This is a genomic window from Methanobrevibacter filiformis, assembly GCF_001639265.1.
Classification (GTDB): Archaea; Methanobacteriota; Methanobacteria; order Methanobacteriales; family Methanobacteriaceae; genus Methanacia; species Methanacia filiformis.
In genome coordinates, this window is sequence record NZ_LWMT01000214.1 from 1 (window position 1) to 20884 (window position 20884).

2 protein-coding genes are annotated in these 20884 nt (G+C 29.3%); both read right to left on the reverse strand.

Translation table 11 applies throughout. The annotated features are described in order from the left end of the window. Positions 1-19032 (reverse strand): right-handed parallel beta-helix repeat-containing protein (locus MBFIL_RS05485; protein ID WP_084266314.1); only part of this gene is annotated, 19032 nt, incomplete at its 3' end. Positions 19033-19502: 470 nt separating this feature from the next. Beyond that, the gene (locus tag MBFIL_RS05490; protein WP_066972233.1) at positions 19503-19907 is read right to left on the reverse strand and encodes a DUF11 domain-containing protein; all 405 of its coding nucleotides are present in this window, start codon (positions 19905-19907) and stop codon (positions 19503-19505) included. Positions 19908-20884: the final 977 nt, after the last annotated feature.

Below are 20884 nucleotides of genomic sequence, written 5' to 3' on the forward strand. Positions count from 1 at the left end.
ATTAACATTATTACTCACATTAATAGTTTCATTATCAGACCCATTATCCACATTAGTATTATTCTGATCCACAGTCACACTCGCAGTATTAATAACTGTACCATTACCAATAATAACAACAGTAATATCCAAAGCAACCGTTTCACCAGCACCTAAATTACCGATAGTCCAAATACCAGCATTATTATCATAAGAACCATTACTACTTACAAAACTCAACATTGAAGTATTCAATTTGTCAGTTACAAAGACACCTGTTGCATTAGTTAGTCCTTTGTTTGTAACTGTAATTGTGTATTTTATTGTATCGCCGATGTTTGCTGTTCCTGTAGTGTTAGATATCTTAATAAGAGTTATATTTACATCATCAGATATGTCGGTTGTTATTGTGCTTTCATTTTGATTGTTGATATTTTTTTGGTCAGTGGTGACATTTGCGGTGTTGGTTACTGAGTTATTTCCTATTATTGTTACATTGATTGTTAGTATTGCTGATTGTCCTGGAAGTAGGTTGCCGATTGTCCAATTTCCTGTTATGTTGTTGTATGTTCCAATAGATGCAGTTGCATTTATAAATTTTACTTTATTACTATCTAAGATATCAGTTACATAAATTCCTGTTCCACTGCTTTCTCCATTGTTTGTTACATTAATTGTGTAAGTTATATTGTCTCCAATTTTCATGGTCCCTGTTGTGTTAGCTATTTTAACTATTGATATGTCCACATCAGTGATGTTTAGTATTACTGTGCTTGTAGTGTTGTTATTTGTGTTATTTTCATCTGTTGCAACTATTGCAGTGTTGTTTAAAATTCCAGTTCCAGTTATGGTTACATTAACGGTTAATGTTACTGTTTCTCCTGTTTCTAGTGTTCCAATATCCCATATTCCAGTACCATAGTTATATATTCCTTTGCTTGCAGTTGAGTTAAGATATTGTACTTTATTGTAATTAATTAGATCTTCTACAAAGACCCCTGTTGCATTATTTAAGGTTCCGTGATTGGTTACAGTTATTGTGTAGGTTACATTGTCTCCAACATGAACATTCCCACTAATATTTGCAACTTTCACAACACTTACATTAACTGTATAATCGATATCTTCACCGATAAGGGTTAAGATAACATCTTCATTATCAGATAATGTGTTAATTGAGTATTCTGCATTAGGATCATTGATGACTACAGATTCACTTAAACTAATGTTTCTAATATCTCCAGTTAAATTGTTAACAATGTCTGTACTGTTTCTAATTAATATGGTTACTTCAAAGTAAGGAAGTAAGTTTGGAGTATTGTTTACTGGAATATTAAGTGATAAATTATAACTTAAGTTAGCACTTTGATTTTTAGTGTAATTTCTTGTATCATTTGTAGTTGTGTAAAATGTATTGTTCAATGATAATTCAAGGACATACCAATAGGTTAAGTTGAAATCAACACCACTATTGGTATATTGACCAGCGATGTTATTTAATCCCCACCAATTAAAATTAACATTAGTATAAGTACCAGAATTATTAAATCCCAAAGTATTATTATAAATACGATTATACTGAACAGTATTATTATCTCCTATTATATTAATACCAACAATAGTATTATTAACTATAGTTGAACTCATAACAGTATCATTAGAACCTAACATATATATACCAATCTCATTACCACTAATTGTAGCATTAGTTAATATATTACCACTGTTAGTTGTATTAAAAGTCAAACCAACTTTTAAATTAGCTATAGTAATGTTAGAGAAATTGTTATTGTGTCCATTTACAAATATTCCTCTTGAGTTATTATTTCCAATAATAGAACCATTAGAAATATTATTCCTAAAACCATCAACAAGCAGAACAATATCATTATTCGTTATTGTATTATTACTTAATAGATAGCTATTTAAATCAATAGTTGAATCATTAAAACCAATTCCTAAAACACCATTATTATCATTAAATGAATTATTATTAATAAAAGTCTGATTATTTAACGTATAAATAGCCATGTGACTATTACTCGAAAATTTAGAGTTATTCACAATTAAATTACTACCACTATTATAAATAGCACCACCCCTACTAGCACTATTAGAAGTAAAGTTAGAATTATTTATACTTAAACCATTACCTCCACTATAAATAGCACCACCACCATTAATAGTACTATTAGCATTATTAGAAAAGAAATTAGAATTAATTATAATAGGATTATCAGTAGTAGCAGAGTTATAAATAGCACCACCACTACCCCTAGCACCATTAGAAGTAAAGTTAGAATTATTTATACTTAAATTAACACCAGCATTATAAATAGCACCACCATTAGTACTTACAGTATTATTATCAAAAGTAGAACCATTTATACTTAAACCATTACCTCCACTATAAATAGCACCACCACCATTAATAGTACTATTAGCACTATTGGAAACAAAATTAGAATTAGTTATAGTAATATTAACACCAGCAGCAAGGCTATAAATAGCACCACCACTAGCCTTAGCACTATTAAAAGTAAAGTTAGAACCACTTATATTTAAATTAGCACCAGCAAAATTATAAACAGCACCACCACTATCAGTAACATCAGTATTATTCATAAAATTAGAATTAATTATAGTACAATTAACACCATTGTTACGAATAGCTCCACCTTGAGTATTAGCAGAATTATCTGTGAAAGTAGAATTAATTACATTGAAATTATCTCCATCACTATAAATAACACCACCACTACTATTTGCAATATTACCAGTGAACTGAGAACCACTTATACTTAAATTATCTGCACTACTACGAATAACTCCACCTTGACTATTAGCAGAATTATTTGTAAAATCAGAATTAGCTATAGTTAAATTAACACCAGTATTATAAATAGCACCGCCTGAATTAGCAGTATTATCAGTGAAAGTAGAATTACTCACACCAAAATTATCACCAAGAGTATTATAAATAACACCACCATTACTAGCAGAATTATTTTTGAAAGTAGAATTATTTATACTAAAGTTAGCACCAGTATTATAAATAACACCACCATTACTAGCAGAATTATTTGTGAAATTAGAATTACTTACAGTAAAGCTAGTACCATTGTTATTAGAAACCGCACCACCATTAGTAATAGCTTTATTACCATTAAAAATAGAATTAAACACATTAAAATTGTCACCAGCATTCCTAATAGCACCACCACTAGATGCATTATTACCAATGAAATTAGAATCACTCACACTAAAATTATCCCCACCATCATAAATAGCACCACCATAATTAGTAGCATTATTACCAGTGAAATTAGAATTACTCACACTAAAATTATCCCCATTCCTATTATAAATAGCACCACCAGAACTAGCATTATTACCAGTGAAATTAGAATTACTCACACTAAAATTATTACTATACCAATTGTAAATAGCACCACCATCATAAGCAGCATTATTAATAAAACTAGAAGCACTCACACTAAAATTAGCAGCATCATTATTAATAGCACCACCATAATTAGTAGCATTATTACCAGTGAAGCTAGAACTACTCACACTAAAATTAACACCACCAAAATTAGAAATAGCACCACCATTATTACTTGCATTATTACCAGTGAAGCTAGAACTACTCACACTAAAATTAACACCATTATCATTATTAATAGCACCACCATCACGACTAGCAGTATTATTAATAAAACTAGTATTTTCACTTATAATGAAATTAGGTCCATTATTGTTATAAATAGCACCACCCTCACGACTAGCAGCATTATTAATAAAACTAGTATTTTCACTTATAATGAAATTAGGTCCATTATTGTTATAAATAGCACCACCACTATAAGCAATGTTGTTTATAAAATTAGAGCCTATTATTAGGATTTTAGAACCATTATTATAAATAGCACCACCATTATTATTAGTGCCTGTGAGATTACCATTTACAAAAGTTAAATTAATTAATGTAACATTTAAACCATTATTAATAAGGAATATTCTTCCATTATTTAGTGCATCTATTATTACTTCTCCACTTAATACTGTATAACCAAGTAATGTTACAGTTTTGTTTATGGTTAAGTTAGTGTTGTTTCTTAATATTCCATTGGCATTATTGTAGTTGTTCCCTGCTATGTGTATTGTTCCGCCAGTTTTTACTATTTCTAATGCCCTTTGTATAGATTGTAATGCATTATCCCAATTTATGCCTTCATTAGTGTCTAGTCCTCCTGTTGCATTGACATAAACATCTAGATCATTGTATGCTGTGAATGTGTAATTGCTTTCATTTATAGCTATGTTTATTTGGTCTGTGGTTATGTTTGCTAGATTATTAACTGTTCCATTGTTTATTATTCTTACATTTATTGTTAATATTACTGTTTGACTTGGATTAAGTTCTCCGATTGTCCATTTACCTGTAGTATTATCATATGTTCCTTTTGTTGCATTTGCAGAGTTGAATTGTAATTTATTGTAATCTAAAATATCTGTTACATATACTCCAGTAGCATTAGACAAACCATTATTTGTTACTGTAATTGTGTAAGTTATGTTGTCTCCTACATGAGTTATTGCTGTTGCATTGGAGACCTTAATAATAGTCACATTAACATTGTTAGTCACAGTAATAGTATAAATAACCAAATCACCAATATTCACAACCCCACTACTAGCATTAGAAACCTTAACAACAGTCACATTAACATTATCATTACCAGAATTAGCCATACCACTACCCATACAATTACCACAAAAGATAAGAGTAAAATTTATCTGAGTATCGCTTTCAGGTGTAACCCCAAGCACATATGTGTGATTTAGTTTTCCACTGAAAATTATGTCTTCTTGATCATTATTGAATGATATATTTCCACAGAAACATGGCAATCTATTTAAATCTACAGGGTCACTGTTGTTAAGGTAGAATGTATAACTAAATGTACTGTATCCTGTTGGATTATTTATTTCTGTTTGATTGAAATACATTAGAAAATAATTAGTTAAGATTAATATTCCAGTGTCATTTCTTGCGGATGATAAACGCGGGTCATTGTTGTTTCCCCACCAATTATAGTTTGCATTTGTAGTTCCACTACTATAACTCACATAAAGTTGATAACTTCCATTGTTACTATTATTACTAATCAAGTTGTAATTTACAGAATTTCCAGTACTACTCCAAAGGTAAATAGCTCCACCATCACTTCTTGCAGAATTATTAATAAAATAATTACGAGTTATGTTTAAATATGACCCCATACTATAAATTGCACCACCAGAGTATGTTGTTGCTGTGTTATTGAAAAAACTGCTATTAGATATAGTTAAATAAAGAACAAAACTATTGTAAATTGCTCCACCAGTACTTGCTGTGTTATTTATAAATGTTGAGTTTACTATGCTTCTAAATTCAGCTTCAGAACCAGCATATACTGCCCCACCACGATCTGCTTTGTTATTTATAAATATTGAATTTGCTATGTTTCCACTTCCATCTATCGCTCCACCCTCACCACTAGTTGCTGTGTTATTTATAAATATTGAGTTTGCTACATTTACACTTCCATATACTGCCCCACCACTAGTTGCTGTGTTATTTATAAATGTTGAGTTTACTATGTTTGAAGCTCCATTTATTGCCCCACCATAGCTTGCTGTGTTATTTATAAATGTTGAGTTTATAAATATCGAAGTTATTGTATATCCATTTCTATATACTGCCCCACCAGTATTTGCTGTGTTATTTACAAATATTGAGTTCATTATGGTTAAATTTCCTGCATTATATATTGCTCCACCAGACGTTCCAGTGAAATTATTTACTTCTCCATTTACAAAAGTTATATTCTTAATTATAACATTTGATCCACTTAATATATTGAATATTCTACCATTATTTAAGGCATCAAGTACAACCTCGCCACTAAGAGCACTTGCACCAATTATAGTCACATTTTTATCAATTGCAACATCAGTGACATTATATCTGTTTCCTGCTATATAGATTGTTCCCCCATCTGATACATATGCAAGAGCCTTTTCTATTGTTGCTACTGCATCATCCCAACTACTTCCATGATTATCATCATTTCCACCAGTAGAATTAACATATACTATATTATTAAATGGTACTACTTCAAAACCAATGGCAGCAAATTTCACTTTATTTGTGCTTTCAGGGACAATATCAAATAAATTACTGTTGTTTAACTTTCCATTGAAAATTATATCCTCTCGATTATCTTTAAATGATATTGTTCCGTTAAAATCTGGTAATCTACTTAAATCAAAGTTGTCACTATTATTAAGCTGTAATTTGTAATTGAATGTAGTGTATCCTATTGGATTGTTTATTTCTGTTGAAGTTATATTGAGTATAAAATAATTATTTAAGGTTAATGTTCCACTACCTCTTTTTACAGATAAATCTTGTGGATTGTTGTTGTTTCCCCACCAATTATAATTTACATTTGCACTTCCACCATTTATGTAAAATTGATCAGTATTATTAATATTGTTATTATTATAAATCAGGTTGTAATTTATAGTACTTCCATTACCATTAGTGTAAATAGCTGACCCATTTATTCCAGTATTATTAACAAAAGAATTACCAGTTAGTGTGAAATTTACTCCAGTATTATATATTGCACCACCATTATTCTTTGCTGTGTTATTAAAAAAGCTACTATTAATTATAGTAAAATTATCTCCTATGTTATAAATTGCTCCACCATTAGTTCCAGTGTTATTTATAAATCTAGAGTTCATTATGGTTAAATTCCCTGCATTATATATTGCTCCACCAGTAGATCCAGTGTTATTTATAAATCTAGAGTTCATTATGGTTAAATTCCCTGTATTATATATTGCTCCACTAGAACCAGTTAAATTGTTTAATCCCCCATTTATAAAAGTTATATTCTTAATTATAACATTTAATCCACTTAATATATTGAATATTCTAGCATTATTTAAGGCATCAAGTACAACTTCACCACTAAGAGCACTTGCACCAATTATAGTCACATTTTTATCAATTGCAATATTAGTGACATTATATCTGTTTCCTGCTATATAGATTGTTCCTCCGTTTGATACATATGCAAGAGCTTTTTCTATTGTTGCTACTGCATCATCCCAACTACCTCCATAATTATCATCACTTCCACCAGTAGAATTAACATATACTATATTATCATTATTAAATAGTATTAAATCAAAACCAATCGCACTAAATTTCACTTTATTACTACTTTCAGGTGTAACATCAAATAAATAGCTATTGTTCAACTTTCCATTGAAAATTATATCCTCTCGATTATCTTTAAATGATATTGTTCCGTTAAAATCTGGTAATCTACTTAAATCAAAGTTGTCACTATTATTAAGCTGTAATTTGTAATTGAATGTAGTGTATCCTATTGGATTGTTTATTTCTGTTGGAGTTATATTGAGTATAAAGTAGTTATTTAAGGTTAATGTTGCACTGCTGCCTTTTTTCATAAATGAATGTGGACCGTGGTTGTTTCCCCACCAATTGTAGTCCAAATTTGTAGATCCACTACTTACATAAATCTGGGAAGTTCCATTGTTGTTATTATTATAAATTATATTATAATTTATATTAATTCCATTATTTATTGTATAAATAGCTCCTCCCTCTCCTTTTGCAGTGTTATTAATAAAATAATTACCAGTTAAGTTTAAATTTGGGAAACTATTATATATTGCACCACCACTATTTGTTGCTGTGTTATTAAAAAAACTACTATTAATTATAGTAGAATTAGCTCCTGTGTAAATTGCACCACCACTACTACCTGTGTTATTAAAAAAACTACTATTAATTATAGTAGAATTATCTCCTCTGTCATAAATTGCTCCACCAGTAGATCCAGTGTTATTTATAAATGTTGAATTTATTATGTTTAAAATGCTTGAACTGTTAGAGTTATAAATAACACCACCATAGCTAGCAGAATTATTAACAAAAGTACTACCATTGATTACAGTGAAATTAGTACCATTGTTATAAATAGCACCACCATAACTAATATTACCAGCATTATTTATAAAATTAGTATTCTCAATTATAAAAGTAGTTCCATTACTGTTAAAAATGGCTCCCCCATGAATAGCTGTGTTATTTATAAAAGTAGAACCATTTATTATGACTTTAGAACCATTAATATAAATAGCACCACCATAATTATTTGACATATTAGCATTGGCAAAAGTTAAATTAATTAATGTAATATCTAAACTAGGGCTGATGTAGAATATTCTTCCATCTTGTAATGCATCTAATATTACTTCTCCACTAAGACCTGTTTCACCAATAATAACTACACTTTTATTTATAGTTAAGTTGGTATTGTTTTGAGTGATACCATTGGAATTATTATAATTACCTCCAGCTATATGAATAATTGACCCATATCCTGCAGCTTCCAGTGCTTTTTGAATAGATTTAAATGCATTAGACCATGATGATCCATTATTAAGATCATTACCTCCAGTAGCATTAACATAAAAGTTAGAAAAAGTATATACAAATCCATCAACAGTAAAAGTTACAAATTCTTCCATATCAGGAGTGAAATTAAGAACATATGTAGCAGATAATGTAGAAATATAAGTATCATTATAACCATCACTACTAATAACAGTACCATTAAAGACTGGAACATTTGTAACATTAAAAGTACCAGCATTATTAAGACTGAAACTATAATTTAAGGTAGTAGTATTTTGAGAATAATCAACACCCACCAAACTAATATTAACTATAAAATAATTTGAAAGAGTTAAATTCCCTCCAACTCTTACAGATGTTCCACTAGGATTAACATTACTTCCCCACCAATTATAATTAAGATTAACAGTTCCATTATTTAAATAAACCTGAGTACCAGCGTTATTGTAAAAACGATTATAATTCACAGTTAAGCTTCCCACAGTATTATAAATAGCACCACCAGTATTAGCAGAATTATTAACAAAAGAGCTACCATTACCCACAACAAAACCAGTACCATTGTTATAAATAACACCACCACTAGTACTAGCATTATTACTATTAAAAGTAGAATTTCTCACAGCAAAAGAATTACCAGTATTAAAAATAACACCACCATAACCAGCATTATTGTTAACAAAAGAACTACCATTACCCACAACAAAATTAGCACCACCATTATAAATAACACCACCATTAGTACTAGCATTATTATATGTAAAAGTAGAATTACTCACACTGAAATTAGTGCCACCATTATAAATAACACCACCATTAGTACTAGCATTATTGTATGTAAAAGTAGAATTACCCACACTGAAATTAGCACCAGTATTATAAATAACACCACCATAACTATTAGCCTTATTGTATGTGAAAATAGAATTACTCACACTGAAATTAGCACCAGTATTATAAATAACACCACCATAACTATTAGCCTTATTGTATGTGAAAATAGAATTACTCACACTGAAATTAGCACCAGTATTATAAATAACACCTCCATAACCACTAGCATTATTGTATGTGAAAGTGTTACCAATACCTACAGTGAAATTAGTTCCATTATTATTGTAAATAGCGCCACCATAACCAGTATTAGCAGTATTGTTTGTAAAATTAGTATTCTCAATTATAAAATTACTTCCATTATTATTATAAATAGCACCTCCACCATAAGCTGTGTTATTTATAAAAGTAGAGCCGTTTATTGTGATCTTAGAACCATTATTATAAATAGCACTACCATTATTATTAGTACCTGTGAGTTTAGCATTTGCAAGAGTTAAATTAATTAATGTAATATCTAAACCAGAAATGATGTTGAATATTCTTCCATTTTGTAGGGCATCTAATATTATTTCTCCACTAAGATCTGTTTCACCAATAATAACTATATTTTTATTTATAGTTAAGTTAGTATTGTTTAGGGCAATACCATTGGAATTATTATAATTACCCCCAGCTATATGGATAATTGACCCATCCCCTGCAATCTCCAGTGCTTTTTGAATAGATTTAAATGCATTAGACCATGATGATCCATTATTAAGATCATCTCCCCCCGTAACATTAACATAAAAGCTAAAAAGAGTAGATACAAACCCATCAACAGTAAAAGTCACGAATTCCTCCATATAAGGAGTGAAATTAAGAACATAAGTAGCAGGTAATGTAGAAATATAATTATCATTATAACCATCAGTAGTACTAACAGTACCATTGAAAACTGGAACATTCGTAACATTAAAAGAATCCCCATTATTAAGATGGAAACTATAATTTAAGGTTGAGGTATTTTGAGAATAATTAACATCCACCAAAGTAATATTAACTATGAAATAATTTGAAAGAGTTAAAGTCCCTCCAACTCTTACAGATGTTCCATTAGGATTAATATTACTCCCCCACCAATTATAATTAAGATTAACAGTTCCACTACTTACATAAACCTGAGCATTAGTAATGTTATTATAAAAACGATTATAATTTACAGTTAAACTTCCTCCATTATTATAAATAGCACTACCATTACTAGCAGAATTATTAACAAAAGAACTACCATTACCCACAACAAAATTAGCACCACCCGTATAAATAACACCACCACTGGCAGCAGAATTATTAACAAAAGAACTACCATTACCCACAACAAAATTAGCACCACTATTATAAATAACACCACCACTGGCAGCAGAATTATTAACAAAAGAACTACCATTACCCACAACAAAATTAGCACCACTATTATAAATAACACCACCAGAATAATAATTATTAGCAGAATTATTAACAAAAGAACTACCATTACCAAGAGTAAAATTAGCACCACTATTATAAATAACGCCACCAGAACTAGCCTTATTGTACGTGAAATTGTTACCAATACCTACAGTGAAATTATCAGCAATATTATAAATAGCACCACCATAACCAGAACTAGCAGTATTGTTTATAAAATTAGTAGTCCCAATTATAAAACTACTTCCATTACTATTATAAATAGCACCACCATAACCAGAACTAGCAGTATTGTTTATAAAATTAGTATTCTCAATTATGAAACTACTTCCATTATTACTGTAAATAGCTCCCCCACTATAAGCTGTGTTATTTATAAAAGTAGAGCCGTTTATTGTGATTTTAGAACCATTATTATAAATAGCACTACCATTATTATTAGTACCTGTAAGTTTAGCATTTGCAAAAGTTAAATTAACTAATGTAATATCTAAACCAGCACTAATGTTGAATATTCTCCCATTTTGTAGTGCATCCAATATTACTTCCCCACTAAGTTCTGTTTCACCAATAATAACTACATTTTTATTTATAGTTAAGTTGGTATTGTTTAGAGTGATGCCATTGGAATTATTATAATTACCTCCAGCTATATGGATAATTGACCCGTCTCCTGCAGCTTCTAGTGCTTTTTGAATAGATTTGAACGCATTAGACCATGATGATCCATTATTAAGATCATCTCCCCCTGTAGCATTAACATAAAAGTTAAAAAGAGTAGATACAAACCCATCAACAGTGAAAGTCACAAATTCACCCATATCAGGAGTGAAATTAAGAACATAAGTAACAGGTAATGTCGAAATATAATTATCATTATAACCATCAGTAGTACTAACAGTACCATTGAAAACTGGAACATTTGTAACATTAAAAGAATCCCCATTATTAAGATGGAAACTATAATTTAAGGTTGAGGTATTTTGAGAATAATTAACATCCACCAAAGTAATATTAACTATGAAATAATTTGAAAGAGTTAAAGTCCCTCCAACTCTTACAGATGTCCCATTAGGATTAATATTACTTCCCCACCAATTATAATTAAGATTAACAGTTCCACTACTTACATAAACCTGAGTACCAGTGTTATTATAAAAACGATTATAATTCACAGTTAAACTTCCTCCAGCATTATAAATAGCACCACCATTACTAGCAAAATTATTAACAAAAGAACTACCATTACCCACAACAAAGCCAATACCACTATTATAAATAACACCACCATAACTACTAGCAGAATTATTAACAAAAGAACTACCATTACCCACAACAAAGCCAGTACCACTATTATAAATAACACCACCATAACTACTAGCAGAATTATTAACAAAATAATTATCATTAGTCACATTGAAATTAGCACCAGTATTGTAAATAACACCACCCAAACCACTAACATTATTGTATGTGAAAGAAGAATTACTCACAGTAAAATTAGCACCATTATTAGAAATAGCACCACCATATGATGCATTGTTGTATGTGAAAGTAGAATTAGTCACAGTGAAATTAGTTCCATTATTATTGTAAATAGCACCACCATAATAACCACTAGCCTTATTGTATGTGAAAGTGTTACCATTACTTACAGTGAAATTAGTTCCATTATTATTGTAAATAGCACCACCATAACCAGTATTAGCAGTATTGTTTGTAAAATTAGTATTCCCAATTATAAAATTACTTCCATTATTATTATAAATAGCACCTCCACTATAAGCTGTGTTATTTATAAAAGTAGAACCATTTATTGTGATTTTAGAACCATTATTGTGAATAGCACTACCATTATTATTAGTACCTGTAATTTTAGCATTTGCAAAAGTTAAATTAATTAATGTAATATCTAAACCATAGCTGATGTTGAATATTCTTCCATCTTGTAGTGCATTTAATATTACTTCTCCACTGAGATCTGTTTCACCAATAATAACTACACTTTTATTTATAGTTAAATTAGTATTGTTTAGAGTGATTCCATTGGAATTATTATAATTACCTCCAGCTATACGGATAACTGACCCCTCCCCTGCAACTTCCAATGCTTTTTGAATAGATTTAAATGCATCAGCCCATGATGAACCAGTATTAAGATCATCTCCCCCCGTAGCATTAACATAAAAGCTAAAAAGAACAGATACAAATCCATCAACAGTAAAAGTTACATGCTCACTCATATCAGGAGTGAAATTAAGAACATAAATAGCAGGCAATGTAGAAATATAATTATCATTATAACCATCAGTAGTACTAACAGTACCATTGAAAACTGGGACATTTGTAACATTAAAAGCATCCCCATTATTAAGATGGAAACTATAATTTAAGGTTGAGGTATTTTGAGAATAATTAACATCCACCAAAGTAATATTAACTATGAAATAATTTGAAAGAGTTAAAGTCCCTCCAACTCTTACAGATGTCCCATTAGGATTAATATTACTTCCCCACCAATTATAATTAAGATTAACAGTTCCACTACTTACATAAACCTGAGTACCAGTGTTATTATAAAAACGATTATAATTCACAGTTAAACTTCCCCCATAATTATAAATAGCGCTGCCCTGAGAACTAGCATTATTACCAGTGAAAGAAGAATTACTCACAACAAAATTAGAACCACCTTCATTACGAATAGCACCACCACTGCCAGCAGAATTATTAACAAAAGAACTACCACTACCCACAACAAAATTAGCACCACTATTATAAATAACACCACCATAATAATTATTATTAGCAGAATTATTAACAAAAGTACCACTACTCACAGTAAAATTAGCACCAGTATTATAAATAACACCACCACTACCAGTAGTAACATTATTGCATGTGAAAGAAGAATTACTCACAGTAAAATTAGCAACAGTATTATAAATAACACCACCATAATTATTAGCCTTATTGTATATGAAAAAAGAATTACTCACAGTAAAATTAGCACCAGTATTATAAATAACCCCACCATAACTACCAGCAGAATTATTAACAAAAGAACTACCATTAACCACAAAATTAAGACCAGTATTATAAATAACACCACCATAACTACCAGCAGAATTATTAACAAAAGAACTACCATTAACCACAGTAAAATTAGTACCATTATTATAAATAACACCACCATAACTACTAGCAGAATTATTAACAAAAGAACTACCATTAACCACAGTAAAATTAGTACCATTATTATAAATAACACCACCACTACCAGCAGAATTATTAATAAAATCATTACTCATACCTACAGTAAAATTAGTACCATTATTATAAATAGCCCCCCCATAATTAGCAGAATTGTTAGAAAAAGTATTACCAGTGCTTACAATAAAGTTGAGACCAATATTATAAATAGCGCCACCATAAGCAGTACTAGCAGTATTGTTTATAAGATTAGTATTCTCAATTATAAAATTACTTCCATTATTATTATAAATAGCACCTCCACTGTAAGCTGTGTTATTTATAAAAGTAGAACCATTTATTGTGATCTTAGAACCATTATTATAAATAGCACTACCATTATTATTAGTACCTGTGAGTTTAGCATTTGCAAAAGTTAAATTAACTAATGTAATATCTAAACCTGGGCTGATGTAGAATATTCTTCCATCTTGTAGTGCATTTAATATTACTTCTCCACTGAAATCTGTTTCACCAATAATAACTACACTTTTATTTATAGTTAAATTAGTATTGTTTCGAGTGACTCCATTGGAATTATTATAATTACCTCCAGCTATACGGATAACTGACCCATCCCCTGCAACTTCCAATGCTTTTTGAATAGATTTAAATGCATCAGACCATGATGAACCAGTATTAAGATCATCTCCACCAGTAGCATTAACATAAAAGTTAAAAAGAACAGATACAAATCCATCAACAGTAAAGGTCACATATTCACCCATATCAGGAGTGAAATTAAGAACATAAGTAACAAGCAATGTAGAAATATAAGCATTATTATAACCATCAGTAGTACTAACAGTACCATTGAAAACTGGAACATTCGTAACATTAAAAGCATCCCCATTATTAAGATGGAAACTATAATTTAAAGTCGTGGTATTTTGAGAATAATCAACATCCACCAAAGTAACATTAACTATGAAATAATTTAAAAGAGTTAAAGTCCCTCCAACTCTCACAGAAATCCCACGAGGATCACTATTACTTCCCCACCAATTATAATTAAGATCAACAGTCCCACTATATATATAAACCTGAGTATCACCAGTGTTATTATAAAAACGATTATAATTCACATTTAAACTTCCACCACTATTATAAATAGCACCACCACTACCAGCAGAATTATTAACAAAAGAACTACCATCACCCACAGTAAAATTAGCACCACTATTATAAATAACACCACCATAACTACCAGCAGAATTATTAACAAAAGAACTAGCACTAAACACCATGAAATTAGCACCACTATTATAAATAACACCACCACTACCAGCAGAATTATTAACAAAAGAACTACCATTACCCACAGTAAAATTAGCACCACTATTATAAATAACACCACCACTACCAGCAGAATTATTAACAAAAGAACTACCATCACCCACAGTAAAATTAGCACCACTATTATAAATAACCCCACCATAACTACCAGCAGAATTATTAACAAAAGAACTACCATCACCCACAGTAAAATTAGCACCACTATTATAAATAACACCACCACTACCAGCAGAATTATTAACAAAATAACTACCATTACCCACAGTAAAATTAGCACCACTATTATAAATAACCCCACCATAACTACCAGCAGAATTATTTATAAAGTTAGTATTCTCAATTATAAAATTACTTCCATTATTATTGTAAATAGCTCCTCCACTATAAGCTGTGTTATTTATAAAAGTAGAACCATTTATTGTGATCTCAGAACCATTATTATAAATAGCACCACCATAATTAGTACCTGTGAGTTTAGCATTTGCAAAAGTTAAATTAACTAATGTAATATCTAAACCTGGGCTGATGTAGAATATTCTTCCATCTTGTAGTGCATTTAATATTACTTCTCCACTAAGGTCTGTTTCACCAATAATAACTATATTTCTACCTATAGTTAAGTTAGTATTGTTTAGAGTGATACCATTGGAATTATTATAATTACCTCCAGCTATATGGATAACTGACCCATCTCCTGTAACTTCCAATGCTTTTTGAATAGATTTAAATGCATCAGACCATGATGAACCACTATTAAGATCATCTCCCCCCGTAGCATTAACATAAAAGTTAAAAAGAGCAGATACAAATCCATCAACAGTGAAAGTCACATGTTCACTCATATCGGGAGTGAAATTAAGAACATAAGTAACAGGTAATGTAGAAATATAATTATTATTATAACCATCAGTAGTACTAACAGTACCATTGAAAACTGGAACATTTGTAACATTAAAAGCATCCCCATTATTAAGATGGAAACTATAATTTAAGGTCGTGGTATTTTGAGAATAATCAACATCCACCAAAGTAACATTAACTATGAAATAATTTGAAAGAGTTAAAGTACCTCCAACTCTCACAGAAATCCCACGAGGATCACTATTACTTCCCCACCAATTATAATTAAGATTAACAGTCCCACTAGATACATAAACCTGAGCATTACCAGTGTTATTATAAAAACGATTATAATTTACAGTTAAACTTCCACCATTATTACAAATAGCACCATTACTATCACTAGCATTATTATTAACAAAAGAACCACCATTACCCACAGTAAAATTAACACCCATATTATAAATAGCACCACCAATACTAGCATTATTATTAACAAAATAACTAGCACTACCCACAGTAAAATTAACACCCGTATTATAAATAGCACCACCAATACTAGCATTATTATTAACAAAATAACTAGCACTACCCACAGTAAAATTAACACCCGTATTATAAATAGCACCACCATAAGTAGCAGAATTATTAGTAAAAGTGTTACCAATACTTACAGTGAAATTAGTTCCATTATTATAAATAGCACCACCATAACCAGTACCAGCAATATTGTTTATAAAATTAGTATTCTCAATTATAAAATTACTTCCATTATTGTTGAAAATAGCACCACCACTATAAGCCGTGTTATTTATAAAAGTAGAACCATTTATTATGATTTTAGAACCATTATTATAAATAGCACTGCCATTATTATTAGTACCTGTGAGTTTAGCATTTGCAAAAGTTAAATTAATTAATGTAATATCTAAACCAAAAATAATGTTGAATATTCTTCCATCTTGTAGTGCATTTAATATTACTTCTCCACTAAGGTCTGTTTCACCAATAATAACTACACTTTTATTTATAGTTAAGTTAGTATTGTTTCGAGTGATATCAGAATTATTATAATTACCTCCAGCTATACGGATAACTGATCCCTCTCCTGCAACTTCCAGTGCTTTTTGAATAGATTTAAATGCATTAGACCATGATGATCCATTATTAAGATCATCCCCTCCAGTAGCATTAACATAAAAGTTAAAACGAATAGATACAAATTCATCAACAGTGAAAGTCACATATTCACCCATATCAGGAGTGAAATTAAGAACATAAGTAGCAGGTAATGTAGAAATATAAGTATCATTATAACCATCAGTAGTACTAACAGTACCATTGAAAACTGGAACATTCGTAACATTAAAAGAATCCCCATTATTAAGATGGAAACTATAATTTAAAGTCGTGGTATTTTGAGAATAATCAACATCCACCAAAGTAACATTAACTATGAAATAATTTGAAAGAGTTAAAGTACCTCCAACCATTACAGAGGTTCCACGAGGATCACTATTACTTCCCCACCAATTATAATTAAGATTAACAGTCCCACTATTTATATAGACTTGATTATTACCAGTGTTGTTATAAAAACGATTATAATTCGCAGCTAAATTTCCCACAGTATTATAAATAACACCACCACTACTAGCATTATTACCAACGAAAGAAGAATTACCCACACTACAATTAGTACCACCACCATTATAAATAGCACCACCACTACTAGTAGCTTTATTGTAAGTGAAAGAAGAATTACCCACAGTAAAACCAGTACCACTATTATAAATAACACCACCCCAGCTACTAGCATTATTATATGTGAAAGTAGAATTACCCACAGTAAAATTAGGACCAGTATTATAAATAACACCACCACTACTACCCTTATTATCCGTGAAAGTAGAATTACGCACAGTAAAATTAGAACCAGCATTATAAATAACACCAGCATAACTACTAGCAGAATTATTTGTGAAAGTAGAATTACCCACAGTAAACCCAATACCACCAGTATTATAAATAACACCACCATAAGTACTAGCATTATTGTATGTGAAAGTAGAATTACTCACAGTAAAATTAGCACCAGTATTATAAATAACACCACCACTACTAGCATTATTGTATGTGAAAGTAGAATTAGTCACAGTAAAATTAGAACCAGTATTATAAATAACACCACCACTACCAGCAGAATTATTTGTGAAATTACAATTTATTAGAGTTATTTTAGAGTTAGAACTAGATATAACGCCACCAGTACCTGTAAACTTACCATTTATAAAGGTTAAATTTATAAAAGTTACATTACTCCAAGTACCAGTGATACTAAACATTCTTCCAAGATTTCTTGCATCTATTATTACAGAGTTTGTTGAACCATTTCCCTGTATTGTGAGATTTACACTTGTTGTGATATTATTATTAATATCATTTGTCTTATTATATCTTCCTGGATTAAGTGTTATTACATTCTCAACACCTGTACCATTAGCATTAACATCCGCTATGGCCTCATTAATACCTGTGCTATCACTGTCACTAAGTGTAAGATTTACAGCATTAACTGATGAAATACTGACAAATAAAATAGCTATTATTGATAATATAATAGCTATTTTACTAAAATTAAGATTATTATTAAAATCCCAGCTATTAATTATAGTTTTCTTAAGTTTATGAGGGATTAAACTAAGTGAAACTAACATGATGCTCATTAAAGATACTATAACTCCTTTTAATATATTTTTTTCATTGCTATTGCTAATAAAAATTTTTTCAGTCAAATTGTTAAATTCATAGCTCGTATCTTTATTAATAGGATAATTATTTAGACTATCCTCAGTATTATTGTTAATTTTCATCTGTCCCTCTCATTTTAAAAAAATTATAATTAATGTTTTATAGATTATATATTGTTTTTATATCTTATAAATGTTTTTATTAATACTAATAAATATGACTGTTAAAATAATGTTTCATGTAAAACTAATAAAAGTAATATAAATACTCGTTCCCTATAATATGGGCAAACTTTTAAAAAAAGTTTGATCAAAAGCTATCTCCAAAATAAACCACTTTTAAGCATGCGAAATACATTTATTAATATGAACAGTTTCAAACTTTTAAAAAAAAGAACACCATCAAAAATCACTTGTTTGAAGATGAAGATTTTTGGTTTAATTCAAACTCAACTCATTCCCTGAAAGATATCATAAGTTCATTAAAATAATAAATAGCTATAATAATATTCCCACCATTCATGATAAAATAAAGTATGATGGAAGGTTAATTCAATATAATGCAATATTAGTAGAATTATTATCTTTCTCTTCTAATCAAGGATACATGTAAATAATGAAATTATTAGTATCATTATTATAAATGGTATTCTTGTTTTTTTCATTGTTACTTTTCCATTAACATGTTGTGGTTCATGAGGCTGTGAACTATTACTTGGATCTACTTTAATATTCACACTATGTTTGGTAGTGATATTGTCTATGTCAAATTCATTAGATTCAACACTAGCAGATATTTTATAGGTTCCTTTCTTAGTAGTTATAGCTTTAAAGTCAGCAGCAATAGTCTTTCCAGCATTTAAGTTTCCAATTGTCCAAATACCAGTGTTTTGATCATATGATCCATAGTCACTATTAAATGAAGCATATTTAAATTCATCTGGTAGATTAAGTTTAACCTTTACACCAGTTGCATTATCAGGACCATGATTTACCACAACAATATATCAATGAAAATTTCTAAAAAAGTAGATAGTGTCAAAGATTTAATAGAATTAGTATTAATTGTACTGATAATAATATTAATATAATAGTTATTAAATGAGTATCAATGAGTACCTGTTTTTTTATTGAAATATATCAAGCAAGAAATGAATTAGTGTTGTTTTCAGACATTTGAGAATTTATTACTAAATAAACTATGGCTCATGCATGAGCATGGTCTAAAATATTAAATTCATTTAAAGTAAGATTATTAATAAATATGAATCATAGAATAATCATTTAATTATAAGAAAAATACATTTAGTAAAAGTACTAACAAAGTCATGTGAAGTGATAGTTCTATGTATATCAAACTATCCCTATTTCAGTGAGAATGATAAAATCATTAAATAGGTCTAAAAATACTTAAATATTTTATAAATAGCTACTCGGAATTAATAAATATGTTAAACTTATTAATAAATAATTTTAGAAGGATAAGATAAAAAATAGCTATTTATAAAACATGATAAATATTAATACATTCTATTCCTTAACTAAACATTAAATAAAGACAAATAAAAAGAAAAAAATGAAGATTTTTTCTATTGTATAAAAAAACTCTATGAAGAACAAGTTAAAATATTACATAATCATTGAAAAAGATTATTAAATTAAAATAAGCTTTTTAATCATATATTGTCCTATACAATATAATTTTTTTTCTATTGTATAAAACAAAAGTATACAATAGAAAATAATGTGATACTAAACATACTAAAAGTTTTAATTTAATTTCATTATAATTTAAATAATAATTTCGTGAAAAATAACAAAACGATCTTTGATTTTTATAACTTATAATTGGCTGTGCAATAATTATTTTTTGATTCTTTTTAGTTATGCTTAGTTTTAAATATTATGGGGTGTAATATATTATTAGTGTTTTTTAGTTTTTGTTGAGTTGGTGTTTATGGTTTTGCATGAAGAT